This is a genomic window from Anaerosinus sp., from assembly GCF_965318445.1.
Genome location: NZ_CBDNNH010000025.1, coordinates 184,726 through 204,371, shown reverse-complemented (window position 1 = coordinate 204,371; position 19,646 = coordinate 184,726). Strand labels below are relative to the sequence as shown.

Below are 19,646 nucleotides of genomic sequence, written 5' to 3'. Positions count from 1 at the left end.
TTGATGAATACATAAATTTTTATAACACGAAAAGATTACAGAAAAACCTAAAAGGTCTGACTCCGATAGAATATCGAAATCAGACCCTAGTTGCATAAAATTTTTAGTTTTTCATCTGTCTACTTGACAGGGTGCAGTTCAGGAACTTACGAACCCAATACTTTTGATGAAATAATAATTAAAAGTATCATTGAACTAGAAACCCAAAGTACAAAATAATCATTAATTATAATATTACTTTAAAGACAACAAAAAAACCGCCTGGAACTCTCACCTTCCAAGCGGTCTAGGATAATTAACACAAAAGGTCAATCACCCATCCTGATACAAATTATACTTGATTGACCTCTAAAACACAACTTCTAAGGAGGTCTATTTTTTATGGCAAAAAACAAAAGAGCAAATGGTGAAGGTGGTATCACTTATGACAAATCTCGTGATTCTTATCGTGCTTCTATTACCACACCGGAAGGTAAACGAATTTTTAAGAGGTTTAAAACTGAGCAAGAAGCGGTTGTTTGGAAAACATCACAAATCAATTCAATTCATAAAGGCACATTTGTTGTGCCCAGCAAGGTAACTGTTGGCGAATGGACTATCGACTGGCTTACGACTTACAAAAAAGGTACTATAGCCCAAAGCACCTATGAATTATATTTTTATTTAGCAGCTCATTTTGATAGTATTTCAGGAATTACGTTGCAGGAACTACAACCGGCACATGTACAAAAACTGTACACTGAACTTTCTGAAAAAACTAAACTGTCTCAGCACACAATTCATAAAGTGCATAAGTTGCTAAAAAACATGATAAGTAAGGCTTTCCAGCTAGACATGATAAATAAAAATATTATGCTACTTGTAACAGCGCCAAAGTTTGATAAAAAAGATATTGAAATATTTACAGCATCAGAAATTGAATTGATCTTAAAAACCTGTCATGAACACCCTGTTCTAAAAAATCGTTATCCAGCAATACTTCTAGCTGTAACAACCGGATTAAGATTAGGCGAAGTGTTAGGACTTCGATGGTGTGATGTAAATTTTATATCCAATGAAATCCATGTAAGAAAAGGATTGAGCAAAACAAAGGCACACGGATTAGTTTTAGGACCATTAAAAACAAAATCATCTATTCGCAAAATATCAATAACACCTGATGTTGCTAAAGTATTAAAGGAGCTTAAATCAAAGACGGTTAATATTGATATTAAGCAGGAAAAGTTATGTTTTGTTACTAGAAATGAAACTCCAATACTACCAAGAACCTTTGAGCGCTCATGGAGTGATCTTCTTAAAAAAGCAAATGTGCCATACAAAAACTTTCATGTCTTACGCCACACACATGCTACTGAGCTACTAGCAAATGGCATTCCTATTATTGAAGTTTCACGTCGTCTTGGACATAGTAAAGTTAGTCACACACTAGAACTTTATGGACATGCTATCCCAAACTATGATAATAAGATTGCAGAAAAGGTTCAAGAATTATACGCCGTACCAAAATAAAAAATGGACACAATCGCTCTGTGTCCATTCGTATAAAATAGTATTAAATTTTACTCGTTGTGCCCACGTTGTGCCCAAGGCAATAAAAAAGAGTCTCGGTAAAAACCGAAACCCCTTGAAGTCAATGGTGCGATCGACAGGAGTCGAACCTGTGGCCTATTGCTTAGGAGGCAACCGCTCTATCCGTCTGAGCTACGACCGCATATTCATACATGACAGTATAGCAAATATCTATTTTTTTGTCAAAAATCTTCCGAAAATGCAGGATAGCAATACATGCTCCTTTACTATCCTGTATTTTTATATGTATTTATATCCCTATTTTACAAAATCGATCAACTACCACCACCCAATTGATTTCGTTCATGATTCGTTCTATGTAATTTCTACGGTCTAATCCATAATCAATCATATACGCATGTTCCCAGGCATCTATCACCAATAGTGGCTGACAACCAATCAATGTGCCTGTAGCATGCCCCTGTATCCATATATTCATCAACTTCCCTGTATGGTTATCGCGGCAAAGTACCGCCCATCCATTGCCACGTGTCATTGCTGTTTCAATAAAATCTTCCTGCCAATCATTAAAACTACCAAAACAATGATTCAGCCAATCTAATAATTCTCCACTCTGAATCATTGGTTCTTTTCCTAAATTGCCAAAGAAATATTCATGTAGCCTCATCCCTGAAAATTCCCAACCCAATCGTAACTTCATCGATTGGCGACAAATTAAATCTTCATTTTTCTGCTTTAATTCATTTAATATTACATTCGTGTTTTCAACATAGCCTTTATATAATTTGATATGATTTTTCATGAGAAGATTACTTACACTTGTTATCGTCCATAGTGATGGATAGTTTTTTGCTTTGTACATTTTTTTCCTCCTTTAGAAAATTACCAATATATTCTATGCAGAGTTTTTATAAAATAGTACAAATTTTAAAAAATAATCCGACGATTAATAAGTTTAATCATCGAATTATTTTTCCCTATAAATATTAAATTCTTATGCAATTACAACCTGAACATTTAATTTCTTCAATTGTTCTATCGTATCAACAGAAATAAATTCATCAGTAATTAAAGTATCTATTTGACGTGTTGGTGCAAAAGAGGCAGAAGACGACTTATCAAATTTACTAGAATCCATAAGTGCTACCAATTTTCTCGCAGCATTCGCCATTGCCCGTTTTAAATCAGCTTCATAAACATTAAAATCCATCAGTCCATCATCTATTGTAAAACCATTATTAGACGTAAACATAATATCAAAGTTTAATTTATTCAATACATGCGTTCCCAATGTCCCTTCAAGCGTAGTAGACCCAACGCGCAATACACCCCCGACTAAAATAACAGTAATCTGTGGATTCTCACTTAATTCCAGCGCAGTATAAATGCCGTTTGTTACAACCGTCAATCTTAGCGGCATCTTTTTTAGAATTCTTGCAAATTCCAAAATTGTCGTACTTCCATCTAAAAGTAAACATTGTCCACTTTTCACCATTTCCACAGCTTTGCGTGCAATCATAATCTTTTTATCTTTATTTTCTTCTGTTCTAGACATGAATGAAGTTTCCGGATTCTCCTGTTCAATTAAAACTGCACCACCGTGTACCCGCTTAATTAAACCTTCTCGTTCAAGCACTTTCAAGTCACTTCTTAAAGTAACCTCAGTAACTTTAAGTGTAGCTGCCAATTCTTTCACAGTAGCTTTTTGTTGTAGATTTAAGAATTCAATAATCTTTTTTCTTCGTTCAATCAAAAACATAGCATTCTCCCATTATCCAAAACATTTATTTCTCTAATTTGCTTATTCAAAAATTATTTTTTCCCCTACCTTTAGCTCCGGTAAACCGTCACCTTTTAAAATGATTTGTCCCGGTAAACAAGTTGATGTCATTTCATTAAATTTTAATCTACAATGGCCAATTTCTTTTAATCCGTTCAAAACTTCATCACCAATTGCCATTATTGTATAGCTTTTATTCCCAAAACTCACTGTATCGCCTACTTGAATATCTCCAACTTCACCTATCGTGTGCATAACTGAAACTTCACCTAGGGCCTCAATTGGGCATGTATCAAATAAAATCAAATCACCTGAGGAATCCAATAAATCTTGTACAACTTCACCAATTGCAGTAATGGTAACGTCATATTTCATTGTAAAAACACTCCTCTTTTTTTTTTATTTTATCCACTTATATTTCCTTTTTATCCTATTATATACGCGATTTCTTTAGAAATACCTTTGAATCTATCTATATTGGTAAGTTTTTCTTGGTAAAAAAAGAGAAAAATACTGCATATATCTACAATACTTTTCTCTTCATCACCAATAAATCAATTTATATTCTTTTTTATTAAGCAATTATTTCTTTGCTTTATCTTCCATTTTCTGAATCATCTCTAAGCGTTTTGCATGATGTGCACCGATATATGCAGTATTTAACCAAATCTCAACAATCATAAGCGCAAGATTTTCGCCTAACACTCTTCCACCTAAGCAAAGAATATTAGAATCATTATGTTCACGAGTCGCTTTTGCACTAAAGCAATCACTTATTAATGCTGCCCGAATTCCAGGTATTTTGTTTGCTGCAATCGACATTCCAACACCTGTGCCACATACTAAAATACCTTTTTCAGCTTCTTTAGAAGCAACACTATTAGCAACAGCTTCCGCATATTCCGGATAATCTACGCTTTCCATAGAATTTGTTCCAAAATCCTTATAAGCAACGCCTTGTTTATCTAAGTATTTTTTTATCGCTTCTTTTAATTCATATCCACCATGGTCACAGCCTAAAGCAATCATTTTTCTACCTCCATTATATCATGACTATTTAAAGCAGAGTCAATCAAAATTTTTTAAATTCCGCCCTGCGATGCGTAAAAATTAATGAGCCTTCATATCCATATTCTTCTGCATATTCAACTGCCTTATCAATATAACGCCCGCAGTCCTCCGGTTGATGCGCGTCAGAAGATGTAATAATCGGTAAGTCGTATTCACGTGCAATTTTTAAGAAATCTGGATATGGTGAAATTTCAGCAATCGGATAGCGATAAAGTGTCCCCGTATTAATGTCGATTGCCATATTCGCTTTTTTCAAAGCTTTAGCTACTCTCACCAAAACAGAATCAACAGAAAAATCAGGTAAATTTTTAAATAAACGAATGTTAAAAGGATGCCCTAATACGTCATATAAACCACTTTCGCAAAGATTTTCAATCTCCTGCGCATACCAATGATAAATATCTGCTAAGCTATGTTCCTGCCATACTTGTTTTATATCAGAAAAATCATAACCCCAGCCCTTTAAAAAGTGTACAGAACCAATGATATAGTCAAAATCATATTTATTAATGATCTCTTTTATCTTCGCCTGATTTTTAAAATTACAAATTTCAATCCCAGTTTTTACAGGATACCCTTTTTCTTTTAAAGAATTCATAAAATTAAAATAATCATCAAGTGAATATTTAAATTTATTTTTCTTCAACCATTTTTGTTGATATTGTCCAACGATTGAATCATCGAGAATCAATTCATCATAATATAATTCTTTAAATTCAATAAATCCATGACTATGTTCCGAGATACCAATTTCATCTATTCCACGTGTTTTCGCACTATCAAAAAAACCCCGTACCCAGTCTAAATCATAACTTCCATATTCAAAATGCATATGATAATCAAACTTCACGTAATTCAACCCCTCACACAGCTCATTACAAATAACATAATATATATTAGGATGTTTCAACAAATAATGCAACTATTTCTCAAAACCCTTATTATTTCAATATTTTTTCTCTAATCGTAACCAGCACACCATGCTTGTCATTACTTGGTGCAATAAATCTCGCTGCTTCTTTCACTTCATCTAAAGCATTTTCCATAGCATAGCTATGATACGCACTGCTCATCATTTCCAAATCATTCATATAATCGCCAAAGACCATCGTTTCTTCAAAACTTATTCCAAGTGCATCTTGAATATGCTTTACCGCAGCACCTTTCGTTGCCCCTAGATTCATCACATCAAGCCAACAATCTGCACTCACTGCAACTTGCAGATGACCACGAAAATGTTCAAATGAATGATATTTCTCTTCGGCACCATGGTCCAAATCATACATTGCAACTTTTAAAAACTCATCATCTATCGCTGATAAATCAAGCAAGTTATCTACCTTTTGTACTTCTTTATAGTACTTATCCAATTCTCTTAAGAAAACTTCATTTGTTGATTGATAATATGCTTTTTTCTTGCCTGATACTAAGACGTGCAAACTAGGAAATTGCTGAGCTACTTTTAAAACATCATTTAAATAATCTCGATGCAGCGTATTTGAAAAAATTTCCTGTTTTTTGTAAACTACATAAGTTCCATTTTCTGCGACGAATAACATTTCATTCACATGTTTTTCAAAACTTTTAATGAGGGAATAATATTGACGTCCACTCGCCGCTCCGAAAACAACACCCCGATCGGCTAATTGGGAAATTGTCTCATCTACGCCCTCTGGCATGCGAAAATGACTATCAAGCAAAGTTCCATCCATATCAGTCAAAATTAATTTTACCATGATACCCTCCTTCTATTTTACAACAATCGTTGATTTATTCTACATTCACCATAATGAATAATTCAATTTTACTATAAAACGCAATAAAATAGCAAACATTATATATTATGGCAAAAAGTGTTACAGGAATTTTCCCTGTAACACTTTTTCTCTCTAGAGTAACAACAGCTATTTTTAAACTGTGAATTTATTGACCAGCTCTTCCATGATATAAACACCATGGTTCCTCCGCCATATAATCCCCATCATTATAATATGCAGCTCTAGCGCGGCAACCACCACATAATTTTTTATATTCACATTTCCCACAACCATCTTTATATTCCAAAGTCCGTAACTTATTTAAAACCTCATTATTTTTCCAAATCTCATCAAATGGAGTTTCGCGCACATCTCCCAATGGGATATTCAAGTAAGCACAAGGCTGTACTTGTCCACGCGGGCTGATAATACAATAAGACGTTCCTGCCAAGCAACCACGACCAAATCGCATTTTCATACCCATTTGACGAGCAATGCGCATAAACTGAGGTGCGCAAGTTGGCTTCAATTCAATATTAACTTCTTTTTGTTTTTTTAATATGCGAGTTAATGTATCTTCATAAGCATGTGCTCTTAACGATTCTGCTTCAATAGATTTCGCCCTGCCTGTAGGCACTAAAAAAAAGAAATGATGCGCTACCGCGCCTTCTGCTACAGCAAAATCTGTAATCTGCTCAATTTCTGCTTCATTCCAATCCATAATCGTCGTATGAATTTGAAAAGGTAGCCCTACTGCACGGCAATTGCGCATACCTTGTACAGCGCCTTCCCACGCGTTAGGGAATTTTCTAAATTGATTATGTTTGTCCTTATCTAAAGAATCAAGAGAAATTCCCATTCCCATCGCACCAGCATCTTTTAATTTCTGCGCCATATCCGGGGTAATCAATGTACCGTTTGTACCAAAAACAGGTCGAAGCCCAAGCGAAGTTGCATAAGCAACCAATTCAACAATATCTGGACGCATTAATGGCTCTCCACCACTAAAAATCATAATTTTAAAGCCCGCTTTTGCGATTTGTTCCAAAAGCGTTTTTGCTTCTTTCGTATTTAATTCTTCTTCCGCCTTGCAACCGGCATCACGATAACAATGATCACAATACATATTACAAGCATTTGTCGTATTCCAAGAAATAATCATTTTGTTATCTCTCCTTTATTACTTAATTCCGATTTCTTCATCTGTTAAATAACATGCCGGATCAGACTCCCAAAAGTCGCCTGTCGTCGCTTCTGCACGTGTACGGAAATTCCCATTGCAGTTATCTAAGAACCTGCACTCTCTGCAACGGCCTTTTAATAATACTTTGCGATCTTTTAACCCTGCCATAATTGCATGAGATTCATCTTGCCAAATATCGCCGAATTTACGTTCGCGTACATTACCAAACGTGTGATGCTGCGTAAATTGGTCCGGATGCACATACCCCAATGGATCAACTTCTCCGAATGCGATGCCAGAACGATTACCACCATTCATTGAAATATACTCCTTGATTTGCTCCGCTAACTTGTCATTGCCCTCAGAAAGCGCTTTAAGATACATATATACACCATCACAATGATTATCTACAGTTAAGATTTCTTTTTTCAAGCCTCTTTCTTCAAAATCACGCGTCCGACGAATAATAATATCCATTGCTTTACGTGATTCTTCCGGCGTGACATCTTCGTCCATCATAGCATTTCCACGCCCCGAATACACCAAATGATAAAAGCATACGCGATCAATATTTTCTTCTTCAATAAAGTCAAAGATATTATCTAATTCTTCTAAATTATGATGATTAATCGTAAAACGCAGTCCAACGCGTTGCCCTACTGCTACACAATTTTGAATGCCTTGCATCGCCGCAGCAAACGCACCGTCTTTTCCCCGGAACTTATCATTTACCTCACGTAATCCATCCAAAGAAATACCAACATAGCCAACACCGATAGCCTTAATTTTTTGCGCAATTTCGCGCGTAATCAAAGTACCATTCGTTGATAAAGTAGGACGTACTCCCTGTTGAGCCGCATATGTAGCCAATTCAAAGAAATCTGGGCGCAATAAAGGCTCGCCGCCAGAAAATAATAGTACAGGCACATTAAATTCAGCTAAATCATCAATAAATTTCTTTGCTTCCTCCGTCGTCATCTCATTTTCATACTTTTTCGCTTCCGAACTCATATAACAATGACGGCAAGATAAATTACAAGTACGTGTAGAATTCCATACTACTACAGGACCAGCACCTTCGCGAACACCATGTTTTGTTGTTGCCGCACCTTTTGTATAACGTAGTGAATCACCAAAATAATCAGTCGAAAATAATAATTTCGTAACGCTTATCATCTTTTTTTATCACCTATAAAACTTTCTCAAATTTATTTTGTTTTCCCAATTACAAAACAGAACGACTCTCATTTCTGAATTGCATTCATCTTTTATATATTAACAATATTTTTTTTCACGGTCAATGAACTTATCCACTTATTTTAGCTCAATTCCATCTAAAATAATTTTAAGTTTATATTCGACATTTGTTAAAAAATCGAGCTCTAAGCGACTAAATGCAGCTGCTTGAAATACCGAATGAAAAATTTCCGTAATGACTTCTGCCGGAATATCTTTTCTAAATTCCTCTAAATCTTGTCCACGTCGAATAATTGCTTCAAAAATTCTTTTAAAGCCCATTTTACTTTCTGTTTCAGCAGGCTGCTCTTCTTTTATCATTGCGCTCTTTTGCGCCGCACTAACGAAAAGCGGTAATACAAAACGATTTTTATCTAAAATGCGAGCAGTGAGTAAGAAAACCTCTGATAAAAATTCAGCCGAACTCTTTTCATCCTTTGGAAACGATTCATACACTTGATAAATTTCTGCAATCATCTCTCCAAGCAAGGTTTTTAAAATCTCTTCTTTTGATTGAAAATAATTATAAAACGTCCCTATACCTAAATCAGCTTCATTCATAATATCTGCAATCGATGTATCGGAAAATCCCTGCTGTCCAAATAATTTAAGGGCAGCTTGAGTAATCACCTTTTTAGAATGCAACTTTTTTCTCTCCCGACGGTTAATCACTTCCGCCATACACTCACCCCCAAAAATCATACTTCAATTATTATACTTGATTTTTTGACGAATTCAAGTATGAAGTAGATTCATTTTTTCGCAAAAAAATATGACGACTCCAAAATGGATTCGTCATATAACACAAAAGCCCCGGATACCTCCGAGGCTTAAATTTTAAAATGGTGACCCTGGCAGGACTCGAACCTGCGACCCTTTGATTCGTAGTCAAATACTCTAATCCAACTGAGCTACAGAGTCATTGTCTATTGCTCTTGCAATCAACAGATATTATATTACCACTACGTTTTTTATTTGTCAACAATATTTTTAGTAATCTCTTTCTAGAAAATTTTCCTCGTCTTTATTCCCTAATTATTGCTAATCACAGCAAGAAAATATTCTTTCACAGAAATATCTCATTTTATCCACATCCCTGCACTATCTTATTCACACATTTATTGACAAAACCCTAAGTTATCAACACTCCGAGTAATTTTGTGGATAGTTTTGTGGATAACTTTTTAAGTTTTGGGGATTTTCCTAGGGAAAAGTTCAAATATCCCTTAATTTTACATAATAAATCATGATTTTCCAAATTACATTCTATTTTATCCACATTATAAATCATATTTATTTCCCTTATTTTCTATGTATACAAAGATAATATTTTAACTTTAAAGTACTTTATCCACAAGAACATGGGTTTTGTGGATAACTTTGTGGATAACTCACTTTTTATGTGAACAATTTAATCCTTCGTTTTCTTCTTACTTTTAATCCCCTGCCAATTCACATACGAATTATTTATATAAACCAAATTTAATCAAAGATTTTTGTACATACTAACATTTGGCATACAAATAATAATTTCGGAGGGATTTTATTATGATATCTAAAAAAATGTTAAATACACTGAATGAGCAAATTAAGTTCGAAATGTATTCTGCTCATTTATATTTAGCAATGTCTGCGCATATTGAACATCAAGGGTTTAAAGGAATGGCTAAATGGCTACGAGTACAATATGAAGAGGAGACATTTCATTTTCTAAAATTTTATGATTATATAAAAAGTCGTGGTGAAAAAGTCATTTTAAAAGCTATTGATGCACCACCAAGCGATTTTGGCACTCCACTTGAAACATTCAGAAAAGTTCTTGAGCATGAACAACAAGTAACTGCAGGCATTAACAAATTATATAAAATTGCAATGGATGAAAATGATTTTGCTTCACAAATTTTTCTACAATGGTTCATTAGTGAACAAGTAGAAGAAGAAGACAGCACCTCTGAGGTGTTAAATAAAATTCAGCTAATCGGAGACAAGCCAACAGATCTTCTTTATTTAGATAATGAACTTGGCACACGGACATTTATTCCGCCAAGTTCTAACGAATAAAGCATTCCTTTTGATTGCTTTATTCGTCAAATAAAAATGTACCCTATAGGTAATGGTTTTTCAGCATTTACTATAGGGTACATTTTATTTTATACTTCTACACCAACTGGTCTGCTCCAGTCTACGTACACTTCTGTAGCATCCCACATTCTTGTCAGTGCCAATTTCAACTCTTCCACACTATTTAATGGTTGAATCACACGCTTTTCAAAATCCATTAATGTATCTTTTGGTACATTAATTTCATGAGATGCACTCAAATACGCTTCTACTTCCGCTTTTTTTTCCGGTGTTTTTAATACTACATTTACTGTTTTTGCTTGTATATCATATTCAATGTATCCGTTATCTTCTTCAAAATGAACCGCTACGCTATATAAATTTTCCATTCCATAAATCCTCCATAGATCAAAGTTAACTTTTCAGACATAGTAATATTATAACCTTAAAACATAAAATTGCATAGAATTATAGGCAGGGATGTTTTCATTCTATCTATAAATAAATAAAACAAGCATATCTTATAAGTAAATCCTCTCCAAAAAGTTGCCTAATAAAACGCTAAAGTATATAATAATTTTTCAAATAGAACTATAATACAATAATAAAGGATGGCGATATCCATGAATCTAGATTACCTTCCCTTACTCATCATTCTCGTTCTCGGAGTGATTGGACATAATAATTCCGTTGCAATTGCTGCGACAGTTCTCATGCTCATTAAATTACTTGGCTTTAACGACTGGTTCCCCATTCTCGAAAAACACGGACTAAATGTTGGTATCATCGTATTAACGATCGGTATTCTTGCACCAATTGCCTCTGGCAAGATCAATATGGGAATTATGCTGGATACATTTAAAACACCTACAGGAATCGTAGCGATAGCGATGGGCGTATTCGTTGCTTGGGCAGGTGGTCTTGGTATTCCACTTTTGAAAACTTCGCCTGAAATCGTAAGCTCATTAGTTATTGGGACGATAGCTGGTGTCTTCTTTTGCAACGGGATTCCCGTTGGACCATTGATTGCGGCTGGTTTAGTATATATTGTCCTATCCGTGGGTAAATTATTTCAATAAGGAACGGAGGATATCATGTTGAACATCTATAAAAATTCTATGTATAGCGCACACATGATCAAAACTTTTATTACTGAGATCTTACCGCTTGTCAATACGGAATTAGACGTATGGAAAACTTATGCTGAAACAAAAATGCTTGGCGAGTTGCAAAAACAAGCCTTAGCCAGCATAACCGATAAAAAATTTCATTGTCAAGGCGGTAGCTTTTATAGTCTATACCCAGGGGTAAATAGAGTTGAATTCGTAAAATTCGTTGTTGCACTGCAAACAATCAGCGACTATTTAGATAATTTATGTGATCGTGCAAATGTCACCGATGAAAAAGCATTTGCCCAATTGCACCTTGCAATGACAGATGCTTTAAATCCCCGTGCAAAATTAAAAGATTACTATGCTTTTTATCCTTTTAAAGAAGATGGCGGCTATTTAAATAGTTTAGTTAAAACTTCACAAGATATTTTAGCAAAACTTCCATCTTATGATAAAGTACAAATACATTTGCTAGAACTCGCTTCTTTATACAGCCATCTACAGACGTATAAGCATATTGCACTTGAAGATCGCGAACAAGCTATGCAAGATTGGTTAAATGATGCAAATACAAATACGTGGCTGACAAATTGGGAATTTGCTGCTGCTACAGGCTCTACCCTAGGAATGTTCATGCTTACCGCCGCTGCTTATCAAGAAAATCTCAATGCAGAAGATGTCACTACATTAAAAGAAGCTTATTTCCCTTGGATTAGTTGCCTACATATTCAGCTTGACTATTTCATTGACCAAGCAGAGGATCGCCAAAACAACGACTTAAACTTCATTTTTTATTATTCGAATGAACAAGAAATGCAAGAGCGTCTGCAGTTTATCTATCAGCAGGCTTTCAATCATGCAGAAAATACGCCAAATTCATATTTTGCTACAACAATCGTACGCGGGTTAGTCGCTTTGTACCTATCCGATAGCAAAATTAAAACTCCAACCGAAAAAGCAGTGCGAAAAACATTACTTAATACAGCTGGAGTTCGTGCAACCATCATTTATTATCTATGCAATTTATTACGTAAAACAAAAAAAATCTAAAATTTATTGTATTGGACCTTGGCTTGTTGATACTGTTACTTGTTTAAAATAGCGTCCATTAATTTCAATCACTTCATATTCAGGATGCTTAATTAATTTCGCGCGACCAGCAGCAATAAATTCATCCACGTTTTCTGGTTTTTCGATTTCTACCCATTTAAAACTACGCTGCTCTGGCGTTCCATAGTTTTCTATAAAAATTTCATGTTTAGGATCTGGTTTTTCATCGCCTTTACATGGCAATAAATTAGTTTTTAACTGTTCAATAAAGTAATTGCAAACTTCTTCTGTAATATCCATTGGGCCTTGGTCTGAATGTTCATCATCCATTGCAACGAAGATTGCATTACCAAAAATAATTTCTTCATTATCAGCGCCTGGAAAACGACGATTTGCCATCAATCCTAACGGCACAGCAAAGTCATTCACTAAAATATGCAAAGATTTATTATCGCCTAAATCGAATAAACGCGCACTTGCGAAATTCCCACCAAGAATATCACCAATTGCTTGTACCTGCTCTAACGGATTATTTGGTAAAGCACAAATCTCTGGATCTTGTCCAGGTTTAATAAGAATACAATTCATCGTAGTTTTCACTTCAGGATTTTTTTCTTCTGTTGTCATAACTAACTCCTCATCATTAAATTCCGGCAAACTCAAATAGTCTGCAAACATATCAGTTTTTATATATTCGCCAATGGGAAAGAAAAACCTTTTCCATTACAAACTTCTTGACTATTTTGCAAAAATGATCTATATTATGTAAACATAACAAAATCCCTTTTTTAACGACAAACTTTTCAGTGAAAATATTTGGAAAATCATGATTTTCTCTATGATAAATGTTGCAACCATACTGGATTTATGATATTATAAACAACGTAGAAACAGTGCCTGAGATGCACGATACCTTCAATATGTCCAACCTACTTTTTTGAAAAGGGAATCGGATGTTTTGTAGCTGCTGGACCGTCTTGAACGGATAGCAAAACCATAACTATGATGCCCACCTGCTGGGTTGCAGGTTTGGACATAACGGAGGGCGGCATTACGGGCAAAAGTTTAAAAAAGACTTACCTTTTGGTAAGTCTTTTTTCGTTATGTAAACTTATTTTTAGTAATCAATCGCGATTTTTCAACAATTTTGCTTTCGTAATCATGTGATTTCCAAAGCGCGTTCGAATTGCATCTACAGCGTGATAAAGTTCTTTTTTCTTATTATTTTCTGCAAATAAAATAGGCTGTTCATGTATCGTAAGATTGCTGGCTGTAATCCCTAGCAATCTTATTTTTTCCGCTACTTTGCATTTTTCATATAACTCTACTGCTATCTGATATAAATCTTCATCAAAATTCGTCGCTTCCACTAAAGTCAGGCTACGCGTAAGCGTCAGAAAGGAAGCCAAGCGAATTTTTATCGAAATTGTTCTCGCCGCAAAGCCTTCACGACGAAGCCGACTACCTACTTTTTCTGCCAAAGCCAAAAACTTTTCTGTAATTTGCTCATGCGTAATCAAATCATGGGCAAATGTTACCTCATTCCCTATTGATTGAGATTTTGGCGTTCCTTCAACGCTTCGCCCATCGTGCCCATTCGCGAGATTCACTAATTGATACGCCAGATTACCTATATGCTTTGCTAAAAAAACAACATCTGCTTTGGCAATCTGACCAACTTTAACAAAGCCTAAATCATATAACTGCTGTGCAGTCTTTTTCCCCACACCCCAAAGCGAAGTAATCGGTAAATCGTTCAATACACGCTCGATATCCTGTTCTTCAATTATCGTTAGTCCATCTGGTTTCTCCATATCAGATGCCAGCTTCGCTAAAAATTTATTGGGCGCTAGACCCACAGAAGCAACTAGCCCAAGCTCATCAGCAATCCGCTTTTTCAATTTTTCTGCATACACACGCCAATCCTGGACTAACATTTCCATTCCACTAACATCAAGAAAAGCTTCATCTAGAGATAAAGGTTCTACAACAGGTGAAAACTCATGAAATATCTGAAATATTTCCCTTGATACGGATTCATAATATGCATGATTACATGACAAAAAGATGCCTTGCGGACAACGTCTTTTCGCCTCTGCCATTGACATCGCTGAATGCACCCCAAACTTTCTCGCCTCATATGAAGCTGTACATACAACACCACGACCGCTAAGTCCTCCAACAATCACAGGCTTTCCTCTATACTCTTCATGATCACGCTGCTCTATAGATGCATAAAAAGCATCCATATCAATATGCATAACAAGCTGTTTCATTCTTTCACTTCCAACATTCTTACACTTTTCTTTTATTTTAACATATTACACTTCACAACTTACAAAATTATTATTTAAACGCCTGTTCAGCAATAAACTTTCCTTAAAATAGACCTTTTTCTGGCTTGAGCAGTAAAAATTCCTATGCTATAGTATATAATCGGCAGTATATTCAATGAATAACTGTACATAATGTTGAAAAAGGTATGAAATTATAAGCCTATATCTTAAGAATGGGACTGTCATAGAGATTTTAAGCTGAAAGAATTTTGCTTTCACTTTTTAGGCATCCTAGATATAGGGTGCCTTTTTATCAAAGAGGAGCAACCATGACAAACGAAAAAAAGTATCATCAAGTCAGAAAGGAAGCAAAAGCAACCGGCTTAGCACTTTTAGCAATTATTATTTTTTGGATTATCGCAGGTTTTGGCGCAGCTACACTCGATATAAAAATTTTTCGTCTTCCCCTTTGGGTAATTACCTCTTGTTTTGGTACCTGGTTATTTGGCGTAGCAATCGTATGGTTTTTAATCACAAAAGTGTTCAAAGATATGGATTTGGAGGATACTGAAGATGAATAATGTCTCCATCCTCATTCCAATGCTTTGTTTCTTAGCTTTTATGATAATACTTAGTATCATGATTCGCCGTCAACAAGAAAGCTCTGGACGCATGAAAAATTTTGTCCAACAATATTTTATCGGGAACCGCGATCTCGGTGGCTTTGTTCTTGCAATGACCACAGTCGCAACCTATAGCTCTGTAAGTTCTTTTGTCGGTGGTCCCGGTATGGCCTGGCAAGTCGGTTTTGGCTGGATTTACATGGCGATTGTACAAATTACCGCCATCTTCCTCGTTTTAGGCGTTTTCGGCAAAAGGGTTGCATTAATTTCACGCAAAATTAATGCCGTTACGATTATTGATATCATTCGCACTCGCTATCAATCTGATTTGCTTGCGAATATTTCCGCATTTATCATCGTTTTATTTTTCTGCGCAACGATGGTCGCACAATTCGTTGGCGGTGCTAAACTTTTTGAAACCGTTACTGGTTATAGCTATCTAACGGGACTTTTACTTTTTGGTCTTATCGTTATTTTTTATACTGCAATCGGTGGATTCCGCGCTGTTGCAATAACAGATGCCTGGTGCGCAATCATGATGTTGATTGGGATTGGACTTCTCCTTTATTTTGTTCTTGATGCAGGTGGTGGATATCATTCCGTAATGACCACGATCGAAACTTTGCATCCTCAAATGCTTGAACCGCTGGCTGGCGGTAATATGCCATACTCTTTATATTTTACCCAGTGGTTGCTTGTCGGAATCTTCACGATTGCATTACCTCAATCCGTAGTACGTGGCATCAGTTACAAAGAAACAAAAGGATTGCATCAGGCAATGCTCATTGGAACGGTGATTATTGGTGCAATGACAATCGGCGTAAACCTTATCGGCGTATTTGCACGGGGTTTTCTTATGGAAGACCTTTCTGTCTATGGCGGTGTCGATTATATTATCCCGCTTGCCATCATAAAAACAATGCCACCATTCCTTGCGGGAATTGCAATCATTGGGCCAATTGCCGCAACCATTTCTACCGTATCTTCGCTACTTATCGTATCTTCTTCAGCAATGATTAAAGATATCTATATGCATCATCAAGAAAAACAAGGGCAAGCTGTATCTCTAAAAAAAGTGCGACGCATCAGCACAATAACCACTGCCTCTATTGGAATTATCGTCTTTGTCATCTCACTCGTTCCACCAAGCGTTATTTGGTTAATCAATATGTTTGCTTTTGGCGGCCTTGAAACCGCATTTTTCTGGACACTTCTATTAGGACTCTTCTGGCGAAAAGCAAATAGAACGGGCGCGCTTCTCTCTATGGCAGGAGGAACAATCGCCTACTGTCTGAGCATGGCATATGGCTTTAAGATTATGGGACTGCATCAAATCGTTATCGGCATTGTTTCTGCAGGGATTTTGTTTATTATCGGCTCATATCTTGGCAAACAAGAAGATGCAAAAACATTAAATATATTTTTCCCAAGAAAATAAAATACAAACTGAGAAATCCGTTAAGACACTGTCTTAGCGGATTTTTAGTAAGAACTATCCTTTTATCCTTCTTAACAGACTCTAGAGCAACAAAAATTACCCTTGTAAAAGAAGTGCTTTATACATTACAATAAATAGACAAGATTTTTAAGTAGCAAATAAAAGTTTTGAATAATTTAATAAATTGATGATTAGATTATTCAAGCATTATTACGAAAATATTTTCTCATTATTCCATTGCTAAAACAAAGTTAAACTATTCAAAATCAATATTAAAGGAGAAATATATTATGTTTGGTTTTAGCGTTCCTGAATTAATTTTAATTTTAATTATCGGTATTATAATTTTTGGCCCCAATAAACTTCCGGATATCGGCAGAACTCTAGGCAAAGGGCTAAATGAGCTTCGCAAAGTATCAGCGGAAAAAGAAAAGTTTAAAGAGCCTTTTACAATTACAGAGAAAAAAGAGAAAGAATAAGCAGAATAAAATTCCTGCGCTTTATCTATATAATTCAATGTAAAACAAGCAAATCGCCCGTCGATTTGCTTGTTTTTTATATATTTTTCTCAATCGAGCTAAAAATAAAATAGTTGCTCCAACAATACAACTTCTATCCACAACATTTTATTATTTTATCTAAAAAATCTTAACCAGTTATTTCAATTGATTATATTCATCTTTCGATACAGGTTCAAACCATTCTGGGGGGCCCCATTTCAACATTAGTTTCCACTGATAAATGAGAAAACCAACTGTCATACGCTGCACCATGCCAATGCTTCACATTTGGATGAATTTCAACAACGTCACCAGCGTGAAGTTCACGTGCGGATTCACCTTCTTCTTGGTACCACCCGCGCCCTCCTGTTACCAGTAACAATTGTCCCCCGGATGCCTATGCCAATTATTTCTGCATCCAGGCTCAAACGTTACATTCCCAATTGGACAATTAAATGCTTTTTAGCTACAAGCATTTCTAAATAAGCTTGCCCACTAAAGTTTTTATTAAAAGGTGCGGGCATTTTCTCACCTTTTGAAAAAATAATTCCTTTATTGAAATCCTCTTTCACACGTATCTCTCCCTTATTTTAAAATATCTATTCCCACCAATGAGTAAATACTTGCTCATCATTTCCTATTTCTACGATTTCTCCAAGTTTCGGCGTAAGCAAACGGTAGCTCTTTCCTTCGCTTGCCGCTACAATGCGCTGAAATGGTTCATCCCACGTATGCTTACTTAAAGCAAATTTACCTGCATGTGCAGGAAGCAATGTTTTCGCATGTATATCCTCTGCTGCTTGCGCTGTCTCTTCTGGCATCATATGAATCCTTGCCCAATCTTTGTTATATTGACCATTTTCTATAATAGCAATATCAAAATTTCCAAATCGCTCACCGATTTCTTTAAAGTGCTTCCCATAACCTCCATCTCCACTGTAAAATACGCGATGATTTTGGGTCGTAATGGCAAATGAAGCCCATAGCGTTTGATTGGACTTTAACAACCTTCCAGAAAAATGCTGTGCTGGCAATATGTAAACTGCGAAATTGTCTTGCAATGGTATTTCTGCAAACCAATCTTCCTCAAAAATTTGTTTTTTTTCAAATCCCCATTCCTCAAAATACGTTCCTACTCCCAGAGCACAAACAACCTGATTAATCCTTTGTTTTAAACTCATGATCGTTGAATAATCTAAATGATCCCAATGATCATGAGATATCAATAAAACATCAATATCGGGTATATCCTCAGCAGTATATGGATTCGTCCCATCAAACGCTCTATTAATAAACGAGATCGGCGATGCATACGCACTGAAAACCGGATCTATTAAAATACTCTTTCCGTCGAGTTGCATGTAATAAGAGGAGTGTCCCAACCAAACAATAATATCTTCATTCTTATTTAATGCTTTCAAATCGACCTTTTCAACTGGAATTAACTTTTGCGGTATTAACTGCTCTTTTTCTCCAAAAATAAAATTCCACAGAGCAATAAGACGATTGCCTTCAACAATTTGCGTCACAGGCTCTAAATTTTTAAATTCTCCATCTATATAATATGGTGACCCTTTTATTCTTTCAAGCCTTTCACCAGACGGCATATTTCCAAACATCGGCTGTTGGATATAAAACACTATTCCAATGACTAAACCAACAAATAAAATCCCCAACCATAACAATATAAATTTCCCCATATTCCCTCCTTAAATTAAGCGACATATTCTTCATATGTTAAGTTTATCATTTGGAGTTAACTCTAAGTAAATAGTTTTTATGCAATTTTAAATATTTCAATTTATTTTTGTACAAATATATTGCCTGCCCTATCTTTGAGCAATCAATAAAAAAATTTTTCTTGATTCGTTAAATATCATGCGGCCTGAAAATGTTAAAGCACGTGAACTATAAAATAATAAAAATATAAAAGCGCAACGAAGACCCTGAAATAAAAATAGATAGTCAAGAGTATTTTCTACAAAAATTCACTGGTGATTTATAAAAATGAAGGCTAGGAAAAGCAATG

General features: G+C 35.4%; 22 protein-coding genes, 2 tRNA genes, 1 other RNA gene and 1 pseudogene. 9 read left to right on the top strand and 17 right to left on the bottom strand.

The genetic code is table 11. The features are described from left to right. Nucleotides 1-11: 11 nt before the first annotated feature. Nucleotides 12-98, top strand: coding sequence for an IS3 family transposase (locus ACWZFG_RS12920; RefSeq protein WP_455577599.1), 87 nt, complete (start codon nt 12-14; stop codon nt 96-98). Nucleotides 99-381: 283 nt separating this feature from the next. Continuing rightward, complete coding sequence (locus ACWZFG_RS12915) at nt 382-1,509, top strand: tyrosine-type recombinase/integrase (RefSeq protein ID WP_455577775.1); 1,128 nt, start codon at nt 382-384, stop codon at nt 1,507-1,509. A gap of 125 nt (nt 1,510-1,634) precedes the next feature. Here ACWZFG_RS12915 and ACWZFG_RS12910 read toward each other — a convergent pair. From ACWZFG_RS12910 to ACWZFG_RS12860, 11 genes are all read right to left on the bottom strand, one after another. Further along, a tRNA-Arg gene (locus tag ACWZFG_RS12910) sits at nt 1,635-1,711 on the bottom strand. A gap of 108 nt (nt 1,712-1,819) precedes the next feature. Beyond that, on the bottom strand, nt 1,820-2,392 hold the full coding sequence (locus ACWZFG_RS12905; RefSeq protein WP_455577774.1) for a superoxide dismutase: 573 nt from the start codon (nt 2,390-2,392) through the stop codon (nt 1,820-1,822). A 132-nt stretch (nt 2,393-2,524) separates the two neighbouring features. Next, complete coding sequence (locus tag ACWZFG_RS12900; RefSeq protein ID WP_177505492.1) at nt 2,525-3,289, bottom strand: DeoR/GlpR family DNA-binding transcription regulator; 765 nt, start codon at nt 3,287-3,289, stop codon at nt 2,525-2,527. 42 nt (nt 3,290-3,331) lie between these two features. After that, complete coding sequence (locus ACWZFG_RS12895; RefSeq protein ID WP_177505493.1) at nt 3,332-3,685, bottom strand: PTS glucitol/sorbitol transporter subunit IIA; 354 nt, start codon at nt 3,683-3,685, stop codon at nt 3,332-3,334. A 207-nt stretch (nt 3,686-3,892) separates the two neighbouring features. Next, nucleotides 3,893-4,339, bottom strand: a complete 447-nt coding sequence (rpiB, locus tag ACWZFG_RS12890; protein WP_418627234.1) for a ribose 5-phosphate isomerase B — start codon at nt 4,337-4,339, stop codon at nt 3,893-3,895. Nucleotides 4,340-4,382: 43 nt separating this feature from the next. Continuing rightward, nucleotides 4,383-5,231, bottom strand: coding sequence for a histidinol-phosphatase (locus tag ACWZFG_RS12885; RefSeq protein WP_455577773.1), 849 nt, complete (start codon nt 5,229-5,231; stop codon nt 4,383-4,385). 91 nt (nt 5,232-5,322) lie between these two features. Further along, the gene (locus tag ACWZFG_RS12880) at nt 5,323-6,117 is read right to left on the bottom strand and encodes an HAD family hydrolase (RefSeq protein ID WP_455577772.1); all 795 of its coding nucleotides are present in this window, start codon (nt 6,115-6,117) and stop codon (nt 5,323-5,325) included. A 187-nt stretch (nt 6,118-6,304) separates the two neighbouring features. Next, entirely contained in the window at nt 6,305-7,300 is a 996-nt protein-coding gene (gene nirJ2 / locus ACWZFG_RS12875) for a putative heme d1 biosynthesis radical SAM protein NirJ2 (RefSeq protein WP_177505497.1), read from the bottom strand. 18 nt (nt 7,301-7,318) lie between these two features. Continuing rightward, nucleotides 7,319-8,497, bottom strand: coding sequence for a putative heme d1 biosynthesis radical SAM protein NirJ1 (nirJ1, locus tag ACWZFG_RS12870; protein WP_455577771.1), 1,179 nt, complete (start codon nt 8,495-8,497; stop codon nt 7,319-7,321). A 138-nt stretch (nt 8,498-8,635) separates the two neighbouring features. Beyond that, complete coding sequence (locus ACWZFG_RS12865) at nt 8,636-9,238, bottom strand: TetR/AcrR family transcriptional regulator (RefSeq protein WP_177505499.1); 603 nt, start codon at nt 9,236-9,238, stop codon at nt 8,636-8,638. Between the two features lie 162 nt (nt 9,239-9,400). Continuing rightward, a tRNA-Arg gene (locus tag ACWZFG_RS12860) sits at nt 9,401-9,478 on the bottom strand. Between the two features lie 642 nt (nt 9,479-10,120). On the opposite strand from ACWZFG_RS12860, the gene ACWZFG_RS12855 reads away from it, so the two are divergent. After that, a complete protein-coding gene (locus tag ACWZFG_RS12855; protein ID WP_455577770.1) occupies nt 10,121-10,618 on the top strand; it encodes a ferritin in 498 nt (165 codons plus the stop codon). A gap of 89 nt (nt 10,619-10,707) precedes the next feature. Here ACWZFG_RS12855 and ACWZFG_RS12850 read toward each other — a convergent pair whose 3' ends face one another. Beyond that, nucleotides 10,708-11,007: a hypothetical protein gene (locus ACWZFG_RS12850; protein ID WP_177505501.1), complete on the bottom strand. Its 300-nt coding sequence runs from the start codon at nt 11,005-11,007 to the stop codon at nt 10,708-10,710. Between the two features lie 234 nt (nt 11,008-11,241). Between ACWZFG_RS12850 and ACWZFG_RS12845 the strand changes: the two genes are divergently transcribed. Both ACWZFG_RS12845 and ACWZFG_RS12840 read left to right on the top strand, forming a co-directional pair. Next, nucleotides 11,242-11,697: a DUF441 domain-containing protein gene (locus ACWZFG_RS12845; protein WP_177505502.1), complete on the top strand. Its 456-nt coding sequence runs from the start codon at nt 11,242-11,244 to the stop codon at nt 11,695-11,697. Between the two features lie 15 nt (nt 11,698-11,712). Then, nucleotides 11,713-12,780, top strand: a complete 1,068-nt coding sequence (locus tag ACWZFG_RS12840) for a tetraprenyl-beta-curcumene synthase family protein (protein ID WP_455577769.1) — start codon at nt 11,713-11,715, stop codon at nt 12,778-12,780. Nucleotides 12,781-12,783: 3 nt separating this feature from the next. Here ACWZFG_RS12840 and ACWZFG_RS12835 read toward each other — a convergent pair whose 3' ends face one another. Next, nucleotides 12,784-13,458 (bottom strand): DUF3846 domain-containing protein, encoded by a 675-nt coding sequence (locus ACWZFG_RS12835; protein ID WP_455577768.1) that lies wholly within the window; start codon nt 13,456-13,458, stop codon nt 12,784-12,786. A gap of 213 nt (nt 13,459-13,671) precedes the next feature. Here ACWZFG_RS12835 and ssrS point away from each other — a divergent pair. Next, a non-coding RNA gene (ssrS, locus tag ACWZFG_RS12830) (6S RNA) lies at nt 13,672-13,844 on the top strand. 60 nt (nt 13,845-13,904) lie between these two features. Here the strand turns inward: ssrS and ACWZFG_RS12825 are convergent. Further along, complete coding sequence (locus ACWZFG_RS12825) at nt 13,905-15,056, bottom strand: DNA polymerase IV (protein WP_418627379.1); 1,152 nt, start codon at nt 15,054-15,056, stop codon at nt 13,905-13,907. 329 nt (nt 15,057-15,385) lie between these two features. Between ACWZFG_RS12825 and ACWZFG_RS12820 the strand changes: the two genes are divergently transcribed. The 3 genes and pseudogenes from ACWZFG_RS12820 to ACWZFG_RS12810 all read left to right on the top strand — a co-directional run. Continuing rightward, nucleotides 15,386-15,637, top strand: a complete 252-nt coding sequence (locus tag ACWZFG_RS12820) for a YhdT family protein (RefSeq protein WP_177505505.1) — start codon at nt 15,386-15,388, stop codon at nt 15,635-15,637. Beyond that, nucleotides 15,630-17,117 carry a sodium/pantothenate symporter gene (panF, locus tag ACWZFG_RS12815; protein ID WP_418627378.1) on the top strand — a complete coding sequence of 496 codons (1,488 nt, stop codon included), beginning with the start codon at nt 15,630-15,632 and terminating at the stop codon, nt 17,115-17,117. Before ACWZFG_RS12820 ends, panF begins: the two co-directional genes overlap by 8 nt. A gap of 290 nt (nt 17,118-17,407) precedes the next feature. Then, nucleotides 17,408-17,536 (top strand): annotated as a pseudogene (locus tag ACWZFG_RS12810) (twin-arginine translocase TatA/TatE family subunit); the annotation flags it as partial. A 274-nt stretch (nt 17,537-17,810) separates the two neighbouring features. On the opposite strand, the gene ACWZFG_RS12805 reads toward ACWZFG_RS12810, so the two are convergent. The 3 genes from ACWZFG_RS12805 to ACWZFG_RS12795 are packed head-to-tail and all read right to left on the bottom strand — an operon-like array spanning nt 17,811 to nt 19,317. Next, nucleotides 17,811-17,999, bottom strand: a complete 189-nt coding sequence (locus tag ACWZFG_RS12805; protein ID WP_455577767.1) for a hypothetical protein — start codon at nt 17,997-17,999, stop codon at nt 17,811-17,813. A 49-nt stretch (nt 18,000-18,048) separates the two neighbouring features. Continuing rightward, nucleotides 18,049-18,189 carry a hypothetical protein gene (locus ACWZFG_RS12800; protein WP_418627376.1) on the bottom strand — a complete coding sequence of 47 codons (141 nt, stop codon included), beginning with the start codon at nt 18,187-18,189 and terminating at the stop codon, nt 18,049-18,051. A gap of 27 nt (nt 18,190-18,216) precedes the next feature. Further along, nucleotides 18,217-19,317 carry an MBL fold metallo-hydrolase gene (locus tag ACWZFG_RS12795; RefSeq protein ID WP_455577766.1) on the bottom strand — a complete coding sequence of 367 codons (1,101 nt, stop codon included), beginning with the start codon at nt 19,315-19,317 and terminating at the stop codon, nt 18,217-18,219. Nucleotides 19,318-19,646: the final 329 nt, after the last annotated feature.